General features: G+C 62.6%; 11 protein-coding genes and 1 tRNA gene. 3 read left to right on the forward strand and 9 right to left on the reverse strand.

The genetic code is table 11. The annotated features are described in order from the left end of the window. Positions 1-107 precede the first annotated feature (107 nt). From mreD to rodA, 3 genes are all read left to right on the forward strand, one after another. Positions 108-620 (forward strand): rod shape-determining protein MreD, encoded by a 513-nt coding sequence (gene mreD / locus VFE81_RS16585; RefSeq protein WP_097390898.1) that lies wholly within the window; start codon positions 108-110, stop codon positions 618-620. 145 nt (positions 621-765) lie between these two features. Beyond that, a complete protein-coding gene (gene mrdA, locus VFE81_RS16590) occupies positions 766-3,084 on the forward strand; it encodes a penicillin-binding protein 2 (RefSeq protein ID WP_325045640.1) in 2,319 nt (772 codons plus the stop codon). A 10-nt stretch (positions 3,085-3,094) separates the two neighbouring features. After that, positions 3,095-4,243, forward strand: a complete 1,149-nt coding sequence (gene rodA, locus VFE81_RS16595; RefSeq protein ID WP_325045641.1) for a rod shape-determining protein RodA — start codon at positions 3,095-3,097, stop codon at positions 4,241-4,243. A gap of 183 nt (positions 4,244-4,426) precedes the next feature. Here rodA and VFE81_RS16600 read toward each other — a convergent pair whose 3' ends face one another. The 9 genes from VFE81_RS16600 to VFE81_RS16640 form a co-directional block, all read right to left on the reverse strand. Further along, positions 4,427-5,077, reverse strand: a complete 651-nt coding sequence (locus VFE81_RS16600; protein ID WP_414695609.1) for a tetratricopeptide repeat protein — start codon at positions 5,075-5,077, stop codon at positions 4,427-4,429. Between the two features lie 50 nt (positions 5,078-5,127). After that, entirely contained in the window at positions 5,128-5,910 is a 783-nt protein-coding gene (locus VFE81_RS16605) for an HpcH/HpaI aldolase family protein (RefSeq protein ID WP_325045643.1), read from the reverse strand. 219 nt (positions 5,911-6,129) lie between these two features. Beyond that, entirely contained in the window at positions 6,130-6,573 is a 444-nt protein-coding gene (gene queD, locus VFE81_RS16610; protein WP_093634683.1) for a 6-carboxytetrahydropterin synthase QueD, read from the reverse strand. Positions 6,574-6,582: 9 nt separating this feature from the next. Next, complete coding sequence (gene queE, locus VFE81_RS16615) at positions 6,583-7,215, reverse strand: 7-carboxy-7-deazaguanine synthase (protein WP_325045648.1); 633 nt, start codon at positions 7,213-7,215, stop codon at positions 6,583-6,585. A 76-nt stretch (positions 7,216-7,291) separates the two neighbouring features. After that, positions 7,292-8,023 (reverse strand): 7-cyano-7-deazaguanine synthase QueC, encoded by a 732-nt coding sequence (gene queC / locus VFE81_RS16620; protein ID WP_325045644.1) that lies wholly within the window; start codon positions 8,021-8,023, stop codon positions 7,292-7,294. A gap of 427 nt (positions 8,024-8,450) precedes the next feature. Beyond that, a tRNA-Phe gene (locus tag VFE81_RS16625) sits at positions 8,451-8,526 on the reverse strand. 94 nt (positions 8,527-8,620) lie between these two features. Beyond that, complete coding sequence (esaR, locus tag VFE81_RS16630) at positions 8,621-9,313, reverse strand: response regulator transcription factor EsaR (RefSeq protein WP_325045645.1); 693 nt, start codon at positions 9,311-9,313, stop codon at positions 8,621-8,623. Beyond that, positions 9,314-11,728: a PAS domain-containing sensor histidine kinase gene (locus VFE81_RS16635; RefSeq protein WP_325045646.1), complete on the reverse strand. Its 2,415-nt coding sequence runs from the start codon at positions 11,726-11,728 to the stop codon at positions 9,314-9,316. Next, on the reverse strand, positions 11,718-11,857 hold a 140-nt coding region (locus tag VFE81_RS16640), incomplete at its 5' end, for a DUF4390 domain-containing protein (protein WP_325045649.1). The genes VFE81_RS16640 and VFE81_RS16635, both read right to left, overlap by 11 nt.

Below are 11,857 nucleotides of genomic sequence, written 5' to 3' on the forward strand. Positions count from 1 at the left end.
GAGAAAACGCCCGCCAAGCCCGCCGCCGCAGAGAAGAAGGCCACCGCCGAGAAGAAGCCAGCCGCTGACAAGAGCGCGAAGCCGCACGCCACGCCGGGGACCCAGCCATGAACCGCCCGCAATACATCCTGCAGCCGGTCAATCCATACTTCATCGCGTTCAGCCTCGCCGCGGCGTTCTTGCTGAACCTGATGCCGTGGGGGCGCCTCGCCGGCGTGCCGGACTTCGTGGCGCTCGTGCTGCTGTTCTGGAACGTGCACCAGCCGCGCAAAGTCGGCATGGGCATCGCGTTCTTTCTCGGCCTGCTGATGGACGTGCACAACGCCAGCCTGCTCGGCGAGCACGCGCTGGCGTATACGTTGTTGTCGTATGGCGCGATTACGATCCATCGCCGTGTGCTGTGGATGTCGCTCGGCGTGCAGACCTTCGCGGTGATGCCGCTGCTGGTCGTCGCGCAACTGGTGCCGTTCGTGATCCGTCTGCTGACGGGTGCGGCGTTTCCGGGCTGGAGTTACCTGATCGACGGCTTCGTCGAAGCTGCGCTGTGGCCGGTCGCCAGCATGCTGCTGTTGATGCCGCAGCGCCGTCCTGCCGATCCGGACGATACGCGGCCGATTTAATCACGTATCGAGCACGCCGGCCGGTCGTTCCGATGGAACCCAAGTGCCCGGCCCGCTCGACGCGCATCGCTGTTCAGGCCTCCCGGTTCCGGCCGGATTGGGCGCACACTCATGATGGCCGTCACACGGCCTTTTGCAGAATCGCATGACCGAATTCAAGGACACTCAGCAACAGCTCTCGAAGTTCCGCCTGCGGGTCGCGGCGGCGGGCGTGTTCGTGTTCGTCTGTTTCGGGCTGATCGGCTTCCGTTTCCTGGTCCTGCAGGTCTGGCACTACAGCAAGTACTCGCTGCAAGCCGACGAAAACCGCATCTCGGTCGCACCGATCGTGCCGAACCGAGGCATCATCACTGATCGTAACGGCGTGGTGCTGGCCAAGAACTACTCGGCGTATACGCTCGAAATCACACCGTCGAAGCTGAACGACACGCTCGAAAACGTGATCGACAATCTGGCCACCGTGGTTTCGATCGACGCTCGCGACCGCCGCCGCTTCAAGAAGCTGCAGGAAGACTCGAAGAATTTCGAGAGCCTCCCGATCCGCACCCGTCTCACCGACGACGAAGTCGCGCGCTTCACCGCACAACGCTTCCGCTTTCCGGGCGTGGAAGTGCGCGCGCGTCTGTTCCGTCAATATCCGCTCGGACCGACCGCCGCGCACGTGATCGGCTACATCGGCCGGATTTCGCAGCGCGATCAGGACCGTATCGACGACGCCAGTGATCAGAACGACAGCGATCCGGACCACTACGATCCGCGCCTCGACGCAAACAACTACAAGGGCACCGACTACATCGGCAAAATCGGCGTCGAGCAGAGCTACGAGACTGAACTGCACGGCCAGACCGGTTTTGAGGAAGTCGAAGTGACCGCGGGCGGCCGGCCCGTGCGCACGCTGTCGCGCACCCAGGCAACGCCGGGCAACAACCTCGAACTGTCGATCGACATCGGCCTGCAACAGGTCGCCGAGCAGGCATTTGCAGGCCGGCGCGGGGCGCTGGTCGCAATCGAACCGGCAACCGGCGACGTGCTCGCCTTCGTGTCCGCGCCGAGCTTCGATCCGAATTCGTTTGTCGACGGCATCGATCAGCAAACCTGGGACGAGCTCAATAACTCGCCGGACCATCCGCTCCTGAACCGCCCACTGCACGGCACCTATCCGCCGGGCTCGACTTACAAGCCGTTCATGGCACTCGCTGCGCTGACGCTGCATAAGCGCACGCCGGGCTGGGGTTTCCAGGATCCGGGCTCGTACACATTCGGCGGCCATACGTTCCGTAACGACGTGCGCTCTGGCCAGGGTTGGGTCGACATGAACCGCGCGATCGTGGTGTCGAACGACACGTATTTCTACATGCTCGCGCACGATCTCGGCGTCAACGCGATCGCCGGCTTCATGAAGCCGTGGGGTTTCGGCCAGATCACCGGTATCGACATTTCAGGCGAAGCGCGCGGCATCCTGCCGTCGACGGACTGGAAGCGCAAGGCGTACCGCAAGCCCGAGCAGCAGCGCTGGTATGAGGGCGAAACGATCAGTCTGGGCATCGGCCAGGGCTACAACTCGTTCACCATTCTCCAGCTCGCCCATGCCACGGCCACGCTCGCCAACAACGGCGTCGTGATGAAGCCGCACCTTGTGCGCGACATCGAGAATCCGATCACGAAAGATACGCGCCCGGTCGTGCGTGATCCAAGCGACAGGATCGCCGTGAAGCAATCGGACATCGACATCATCAAGCGCGCAATGGAAGGCGTGGTGACCAACGGTACGGCGTCGAAGGTGTTCATCGGCGCGCCATATCTGGCCGCCGCCAAGACTGGCACGGCACAGGTGTATTCGTTGCAAGGCGCCAATTACAAAGGCCACGCGATCGCCGAACATCTGCGCGACCACGCGCTGTTCATTGCGTTCGCGCCTGCCGAACAGCCAAAGATCGCGATTGCGCTGATCGTCGAAAACGGTGGCTGGGGTGCGGAAGCGGCCGGTCCCATCGCACGTCGTGTGCTCGATTACTACCTGGTCGGCAAGAATAAGCCCGGCGCTGCAGCGGCGGCCGTCGCGGCAGCGGCCTCGGCAACTCAGGATGCGTCCGCGCCTGAAGTGGGTGGCGCACCGACGCCACAGGACACGGCGCAGCCGGTCAAGGTCGCGGCGGGTTTCACGGCGCTGCCGATGCCGGGCGCCGCTTCGGCCGCGGCAGCTTCTGCGGCAGCGGCTGCATCGGCTCCGGCCGCTGCATTGGCGCCCGCGGCTGCGGTTGGTGCATCCGGCGCGTCGGCGGCTGTCGCTGCATCCGCATCCGCCTCTGCCGCTGCAAAGAATCCGACGCCGCGGAAATCCGGCGTCCCGCACAAACCCCGCCCGAGCAGCGAGCCGGTACCGACCGCCGCCGCCCCGTCGCGGGATGACAGCATTCAGCCAACGTCGCCACGCCAGCCGGTTTCCGGCGGCATCGACGAGTAAGGAGAAAGGCATGCAATTCGACAAGCGCGCCTGGCTCGACCGCATCAAGCGGATGTTCGTGGGCTTCGACCGGCCGCTCGCCCTGATCGTGTTTCTACTGCTGTGCGTCGGCATCGTCACGCTATACAGCGCGACGCTGGACATGCCCGGCCGGGTGGAAGACCAACTGCGCAACATCATGCTGACGTTCGTGCTGATGTGGGCGCTGGCCAATGTGCCACCCACCACGCTAATGCGCTTCGCGGTCCCGCTCTATACGTTCGGGATCGCGTTACTGGTTGCGGTGGCGCTGTTCGGCCTCACGCGCAAGGGTGCCAAGCGATGGATCAATGTCGGCGTGGTGATCCAGCCGTCGGAGATTCTGAAGATCGCCACACCGCTAATGCTCGCCTGGTACTACCAGCGCCGCGAAGGTGTGATGCGCTGGTACGACTTTCTGGTCGGCTTCCTGATCCTGATTGTGCCGGTCGGTTTGATCGCCAAGCAGCCTGACCTTGGCACCGCCGTGCTGGTGTTCGCGGCGGGCTTTTTCGTGATTTATTTCGCGGGGCTGAGTTTCAAGCTGATCGTGCCGGTGCTGATTGCCGGCGTGATCGCGGTTGGCTCGATCGCGGCGTTCCAGGACAAGATCTGTCAGCCGGAAGTGCAGTGGCCGCTAATGCACGATTATCAGAAGCACCGTATCTGTACGCTGCTCGATCCGACGTCCGATCCGCTCGGCAAAGGTTTCCACACGATCCAGGCGGTGATTGCAATCGGCTCGGGCGGCCCGCTCGGCAAGGGCTGGCTCAAGGGTACCCAGGCACATCTGGAGTTCATCCCCGAGAAGCACACCGACTTCATTTTCGCGGTGTTTTCCGAGGAGTTCGGGCTGGCGGGCGGGATCGTGCTGCTCACGCTTTACATGCTACTGATCGCGCGCGGTTTGTATATCGCGGCCAATGGGGCAACGCTGTTTGGGCGGCTGCTGGCCGGATCGCTGACGATGGCGTTCTTCACCTACGCGTTCGTCAACATCGGCATGGTGAGTGGGATCTTGCCGGTGGTGGGCGTGCCGTTGCCATTCATGAGTTACGGTGGCACCGCGCTGACTACGCTGGGGGTCGCGATCGGCCTCATCATGAACGTCGCCCGGCAGAAGCGATTGATGCAGAGTTAGAGCGGCGCAGGGCTTAGGCTACGGAGCCAAACGCTACGGGGCCGAAAGACGCAAAGTCAATTCAGCCCAGAGAAAGAAGGCACGACAAACAAACGGGGCGCACCGTCTGAACTGTTCTCCAAAAGCATGGACGTGCGTCCAACTTTTGGGGTGTGGTTCGCATCATGAGCGCCCTTTTTTCATCTACTGCGGCTTCACTTCCTTCTGATCCCGCAGCTGCGCACTCAATTGCTGATACTTGAGTTTCGCCGCAGGGTCGCCCTGTGCGGCCGCTGCCGCGTAATACGCGCGCGCCACGTTCAGGTTCTTGTCCACACCATCGCCGCCGCGTTCGTAGAACGAGCCGGTTACGTACTGCGCGGTCATATCGCCGCCTTGCGCGGCCTTCTTGTACCAGACGAACGCCTGCTGGTTATCGCGTGCCGTGCCGCGGCCATCGAGGAACTGGTTGGCCAGCGCGAGTTCCGCCTGCACGTGCCCCTGCTGCGCCGCCTTCAGGAACCACCGATGCGCCTCGACCGGATCACGCCCGACGAACTCGCCGTCGTCGTACATTTTGCCGTAGACATACTGTGCATGCGACATGTTGGCGTCGGCGGCTTTGCGCAGCCACTTCTTGCCTTCATCGACATTGGCTGGGGCGCCTTCACCGTTGAGCAGCATCATCGCGTAGTTGAACTCGGCAAGCCGGCTGCCGCGCCCCGCCGCTTTCCGGAACTCGGCAAGCGCTGCGCCCAGATTGCCGGCGTTGTAATCGGCGACCGCGGTTTGCGTCTCCGCATCGTTCGACTTCGCGACGCGGTTGTCCTGCGCATACGCCGTCACGTTCGCCATCAACGCAGCTGTGACCGCCATACGCACCGCAACGCACTGCAGCATCCCCTTCATGTCCTCACCTCCTGCAACGCCTGGCGGGTCGCGCGCAACATCCACATGACGTCGGCGGCCAGGGCGATAAAACGAAAACCGGCATCACGATGCTGCTTCGCACTCGCGACATCCATAGCAAAAATTCCGGTGGCAATACCGGCCTTGTCAGCAGCGCCGACGATGCGCGCCATCGCGGCCTGCACCTCGGCATGTTTCGAATCGCCAAGATGACCGAGGCTCGCGGCGAGATCGGCCGGTCCGACGAACAGGCAATCGACACCCGGCGTCGCCGCAATCTTCTCCACTTCCTGCAAGCCGCGCGCCGACTCGATCTGCACAATGCTTGCAATCTGCGCGTTGGCGCTCTGCACGTAGTCGCGCCGCATCCCGTACGCAGCCGCCCGCACTGCGCCGGCGACGCCACGCTGACCGTCGAGCGCATCGGCGGTCGGATACTGCGTGAGACGCACGGCGTGTGCCGCCTCTTCCGCGGTTTCGATATTCGGGAACATCAGCGTGCGCGCGCCGGCGTCCAGCACGCGCTTGACGAGCCACGCCTCGCTGGCGGGGACGCGCACGACCGGCTCGCTCGGCAGATGCGCTGCGGCGATCGCACGCAATTGCGAGGTAACATCGCCGCTATCGTTCGGCGCATGCTCCATGTCGATCAGCAGCCAGTCGAAACCGGCGTGCGCAAGCGCCTCGGCTGCGGAATCGCTGCCGAGCGAAAGCCACAGGCCGAATAGCGGATCGGCTTCTTTCAGACGTTGCTTGAGGGGATTCGTGAAGGTGCTCATTGCCGCGCTCCCTGGCGATGGGACACATCGCCTGAAACACGGTGGAGGATGCTGGCGTGGCGGAACAGCCCAACGCCAGGGCCATGACGGCCTGAATGCCTGCTGCGACGCAATGCGGTGACCGGCATGTCTCGCTCCGTGTGGTTATCGGAGCGATCATACCGTGACAATAACGTGGGGGTTGGGCCCTGCGGTTGGGCCCTGAGGTTGACCCGGCGTTTAGTCGCGAACGACGTCGGCCCAGCAGTTCGGCGTCTCGAACAGACGCACCTTATGCAAACGCAGATTCACGCCGTAATGCGCGTCGTAGACGTTCGCGAGGATGTCGAACGCGACGGCGGCGAGATTTTCAACAGTGGGGATGCGGTCGAGCACGACCGTCTTGTGCCCCGCCATCGTTTCCAGAAAGCCGCGTACCTGCGTATCGCCTTCGTAGACGAGAAACGCATGATCCCACTTGTCGACCAGATGCTCGACGGCGAGCGACTTTACGTCGGCGAAGTCCATCACCATGCCGCGATCCGGCGCGCCTTCGGTATCGACCAGGTCGCCTTGCAGCGTGATTTCGAGCACATAGCGATGGCCGTGCAGATTACGGCACTGGCTGCGGTGATCGGGGATGCGGTGGCCCGCGTCGAATTCGAGTTTTCGTGTAATCGTCAGCACGGCAAATCAGGGAATGTTCAGATACTTGTGGGTCTGCATCGACAGGCGCCATTGCGGATGGCGTTTGCACCAGTCGATCGCGAGCTTGGTGTTAAGGTCGCGCGACGGGCCGTCCATTGGCTGGACGAGGAAATACTCGAAGTCGAGCTTCGCATACTCGGACAAGCGCTGGTTGTCCTGCGGAATTACGACCTTCAATTCGTTACCCTTGGTGACGACGAGCGGCGCGTCGGCCTTCGGGCTCACACAGATCCAGTCGATCGTCTCGAGCACCGGCAGCGAGCCGTTAGTCTCAATGGCGATTTCGAAGCCAGCGGCATGCAGCGCGTCGACCAACGGCTGGTCGATCTGCAGCATCGGTTCGCCGCCCGTGCAGACCACGAAACGCTCGCCCTCGCCTTCCGGCCACTGCGACGCGATCATCTGCACCAGTTCTTCGGCGGTGCGGTACTTACCGCCGTTCTCGCCGTCAGTGCCGACGAAGTCCGTATCGCAGAAGCGGCACACCGCCTCCGCACGATCTTCTTCGCGGCCCGACCACAGATTGCAGCCGGCGAACCGGCAGAACACGGCCGGACGACCGGCATTCGCACCCTCGCCCTGCAATGTATAGAAGATTTCCTTGACCGCGTACGTCATGCTGCTTTCTGCCTTGTATTCCTGAAAATGATTGCTCGCTAACGCACCGTTCGCACGATGCGCCAACGTCAGACCGTCAAACCGGCTCGGTGACCTTCTCGCCGGCCAGATACGCTTCATAGCCCCGTTTGCGCAAGCGGCACGCCGGGCATTCGCCACAGCCGAAACCCCATGCATGCAGTTCGGCGCGCTCGCCAACATAGCAGGTGTGCGTTTCGACGCGTACCAGTTCAACGAGCTCTTCGCCGCCAAGCTCGTGCGCGAGACGCCACGTGTCAGCCTTATCGAGCCACATCAACGGCGTTTCGAGCAGGAAGCGCGTGTCCATGCCGAGGTTCAACGCGACCTGCAATGCCTTCATCGTGTCATCGCGGCAATCGGGGTAGCCCGAGAAATCCGTCTCGCACATCCCGCCGACCAGTACCTGCAAACCACGCCGATACGCGATGGCCGCCGCGATCGTCATGAACATCAGATTGCGGCCCGGCACGAACGTATTCGGCAAACCGTTGGCGGTAGCGTGGATCTCGATTTCGCGCGTCATCGCGGTATCGCTGATCGAGCCGAGTACCGACAGATCGATCATGTGATCTTCGCCGAGTCGATCGGCCCATGCCGGAAATGCGTGTACTACGGCGTTGCGAAACCCTTCGCGGCATTCGAGTTCGACGCGGTGCCGCTGACCGTAATCGAAGCCTAGCGTTTCGACCGTTTCATAACGTTCGAGCGCCCAGGCGAGGCATGTGGCGGAATCCTGGCCGCCGGAAAACAGCACCAGAGCGCTACGTTTAGCGTCTTTGCGGATCACCGTGAAACTCCGTGAATGATGAGTGCCACGTCGCGCTGCGCGAGGTGCGCCATGCAAGCAACGCGGCGCGACGCGTGCCGGCACTGCTGCCGGCCCAGAGCAGTATAGGCCGCGCCTTCCACATGCAGAGTCGCTGGGCGCTTATACCGTTAATCGTCGGGCGAAGGGTTCGGCGCCTGTTGCAGCCTTGCCGTCTTGCGGCAAAGTGCGCAGAAGGCCCCGCTTCAGGATACGAAAAGACGTGTTTGGCGCGGCGGCGTACCAGCCGAACGTCGACCACGCGCTCGCATGCAAGTCCTTGAACTGGCGCGATTTTATCACGCGATGCCCAATGCCGCCGAGCAGCCCGCTTGCAGCGAATGCCCGTCAATAAAGGGGCAAAAAAGGAAAAGCCCCAGGAATCTTGCGATTTCCTGGGGCTGAATCCTGGTGGCCTGGGACGGAATCGAACCATCGACACGCGGATTTTCAATCCGCTGCTCTACCAACTGAGCTACCGGGCCAACGAAGAACGAAATGATATCAAAGGGTCAGCAGCGCGACAAGCCCCTTCTCGAAAAAATCTGGCAGCCCCAGCCTGCACGCATTGCGCGCTGATCACTCCCCTTTGTTCTTGCCGAGATCGACGCCGAGCTGCTTGAGCTTGCGATACAAGTGCGTACGCTCCAGCCCCGTCTTCTCCGCAACGCGCGTCATGCTGCCATTCTCGCGCGCGAGGTGATATTCGAAGTAAGCGCGCTCGAACGCATCGCGCGCGTCGCGCAACGGGATGTCGAACGAGATCGACGCCGTTTGCGCGGCCAACGCGCCGCTGCCCATGCCGTCCGACGACAGCATCGGCAACGCCGCCGCCGATGCCACCGCGGAAGCGCTGACCGGCAACGCGGGCTTCGCCGCCGCGCCGCCCGGCGCACCACCCGCCGCGTTGCCGCGAGCGAGGCCCTGCTCGACTGCCTTCAGCAGTTTCTGCAGCGCAATCGGCTTCTCGAGGAAATTGAGTGCGCCGATCTTGGTCGCTTCAACCGCCGTATCGATGGTTGCGTGACCGGACATCATGATCACCGGCATGGTCAGTTGCCCCTGCGCGGCCCACTCCTTGAGCAGGGTTACGCCGTCGGTATCGGGCATCCAGATGTCGAGCAGCACCAGGTCCGGCGCCTGGCGCAAGCGGAATTCACGCGCTTCCTGCGCGTTTTCCGCAGCTTCCACGACATGCCCCTCGTCGCTCAGGATTTCCGAGAGCAATTCCCGGATGCCCATTTCATCATCTACCACCAGGATGGTTGCCATTTACGCTGCCCTTGTCTGCACTGTTGCTTTTGTCGTTCCCTGCGCCGCATTGCCATGCGCCGCCCGCGGTCCTTCTCCAGGTGCCGCGGCATCGTCTGCCAGTTGAAGGAAGAGGATCGAGATCTGCGCACCTTCAATCACATCGCCCGCTTTCATGCGGTTGCGAATGTCGATCCGCGCGCCGTGTTCGTCGACGATCTTCTTGACCATCGCAAGACCGAGACCTGTACCTTTGGCCTTGGTCGTCACGTAAGGTTCGAATGCACGTGTGAGGATACGCGCGGGGAAGCCCGGTCCGTTATCCGACACCGTCAGACGCACCGCGACGCGTACTTTGCCTTCAGCGTCGGGGTCTCCGTATTCTACTGTCCTCGTCTCGAGCAACACACGTGGTTGTTCGACGTCGGCCACGGCATCCTGCGCATTCTGCAGCAGGTTGTGAATCACCTGGCGCAATTGCGTGGCGTCACCGCGAATCGCCGGCAAGTCCGCGAGTTCCACCTGAATCGCGCCTTTGCCTTCCTCTATACCGTACAACGTCAGCACTTCGCTGACCAGTTCGTTCAGTTGCAGATGCGCGAGCACCGCCGGTGGCGTGCGCGCATAGTCGCGGAAATTGTCGACCATCTGCTTCATCGCCGCGACCTGATTGACGATTGTGGTCGCGCCGCGCTTCAACACATCGGCATCCGATGGCGACAGCTTGTCGGCAAGCTTCATCTGCAAACGCTCGGCGGAGAGCTGGATCGGCGTGAGCGGGTTCTTGATCTCGTGCGCGAGACGCCGCGCCACTTCACCCCAGGCGATCGAACGCTGCGCGGAGATCACGTCCGAAATATCGTCGAACACGACGACGTAGCCGGAAGTCTGCATGTCTTCCGCATCGCGATCAGTGGCGGACACAAGACGCGCGCCGCGCACAAGCAAGGTGAGCGGCTCGGTTTCGCCCGGCACCTGCACCGAGAACTGCTGCTGCCAGTGGCCGCGATCGTCGTGCCCGTCGCCGCTCGCGGCTTCGCGATCGGCAAACGCCTTGCGCACCATCCCGCCGAATTCGATCAACACACCGATCTGCTCAAGCGCCGAACCCAATACTTCCTGGAACTGCTGACGGAAGATGCGCTCAGCGCCGCGGTTCGCGGTGGTGAGACGGAACTGCCGGTCGAACACGAACACACCCGCGGTCAGGTTCGCGAGAATGCTTTCCAGATAGGCCTTCGAATGCTCGAGCGCAATGCGGTTGTTCTCGACCGCGGCGCGCGCTTCGGACAACTGCCGCGTCATTGCGTTGAACGACTGCGTGAGGAAGCCCAGTTCGTCACGCGACTTGATTTCGCGCTTTGGCGTGTAATCGCCCTCGGTCACTTCCTTGGTGCCTTGCGCGAGCAGGAACAATGGCCGCGCGAGCTGATTGCCGAGCGCGAGTGCCAGCATCATCGCGATGAAGGTGGCGAGGAACAGCGCAAGCGTCAGCGTGCCGATGTACATCTTGCGCAAGCCGGTGCGGCCCAGCGCCTTCTCCTGATACTCGCGATAGGCCCGCTGCACCGCGTCGGCATTACGCGCGAGCGACGGCGACACGGGCTGCGTGAGTTGCAGGAAGCGTTCAGTGGGCTGCAGCAGCGACGCGTTCGAATCGGGTATGCGCTGCACGACGCGCAGCCTCAGTGCACCCTTGCCGCCATGCGCGTTCGGATCGCCGTCGACTTCGCCCTCGATCGCCGCATAGCCACGGCCACGCGCCTGATCGATCATCATCGGCGTGGGCAAGTCATTCGACACGAGCGTCGCGTAATTGCCGGATGCCTGCGCGACCACGTGCATGTCCGGGGTCGCGCCCGACATGCTACGCGTGGGTTCGACGATCGTCGCGTCCTGCACGCCGAACTGATCGCGCAAGCGCAGGAGCGTGAGCGTCGTGCCGGCGGCATCCGCGCTCGCCAACTGCTCGGACATCAGGCGGCCCTTGGTTTGCAGATCGGAGAGCGACGCGTCGAGCATACCGCGGCCCAGATTCAGACCCGACGTCAACGCGGTTTCGACGTTCACGTCGAACCACGACTCGATACTGCGCGACACGAACTGGTACGAGACGACGTAAATGATGCCGCCCGGCACCACGCCGACCAACGCCATGAAAAACGCAAGTTTCGCTAACAGCCGCGTGCCGAACTTACCTTTTCTAAGCCGGGCAATAATGATGATGACGAGCGTCGCCACCACCAGCAAAAAGATCATCGCGACCACGAGATTGGCCGCGTACAGCCACTGGTAATAGCGGTCGAAGAATTCAGTGTTCGCGCTCGCCGCGGCAAGCAGCACGAGCAGCAGTACGGCCGTCACGGCGACTGTGGACACCAGCACGCGCACGACGATGCTGCTGACGCTGGTGGCTCGGCGCACTCTATTTAGCACGTTCGGTCACCGTGAAGGTAAAGCGCTTCCATTCCGACGAGAGGCTCCAGTCGCGGTTGTTCACCGCGTCGATCTGGAACGGCTTGGGCATCAGCGCGATGTCGAGTTGCGTGCGCACCGAGGCGGTGT

Origin of the sequence: Paraburkholderia sp. (assembly GCF_035656215.1) — a bacterium.
Classification (GTDB): Bacteria; Pseudomonadota; Gammaproteobacteria; order Burkholderiales; family Burkholderiaceae; genus Paraburkholderia.

Excerpts from the sequence above, each read along its gene's own strand:
- mrdA (WP_325045640.1), top strand. The coding sequence starts at position 766 with ATGACCGAATTCAAGGACACTCAGCAACAGCTCTCGAAGTTCCGCCTG.
- mreD (WP_097390898.1), top strand. The coding sequence starts at position 108 with ATGAACCGCCCGCAATACATCCTGCAGCCGGTCAATCCATACTTCATC.
- VFE81_RS16605 (WP_325045643.1), bottom strand. The coding sequence starts at position 5,910 with ATGAGCACCTTCACGAATCCCCTCAAGCAACGTCTGAAAGAAGCCGAT.
- queE (WP_325045648.1), bottom strand. The coding sequence starts at position 7,215 with ATGACGTACGCGGTCAAGGAAATCTTCTATACATTGCAGGGCGAGGGT.
- VFE81_RS16600 (WP_414695609.1), bottom strand. The coding sequence starts at position 5,077 with ATGGCGAACGTGACGGCGTATGCGCAGGACAACCGCGTCGCGAAGTCG.
- esaR (WP_325045645.1), bottom strand. The coding sequence starts at position 9,313 with ATGGCAACCATCCTGGTGGTAGATGATGAAATGGGCATCCGGGAATTG.
- rodA (WP_325045641.1), top strand. The coding sequence starts at position 3,095 with ATGCAATTCGACAAGCGCGCCTGGCTCGACCGCATCAAGCGGATGTTC.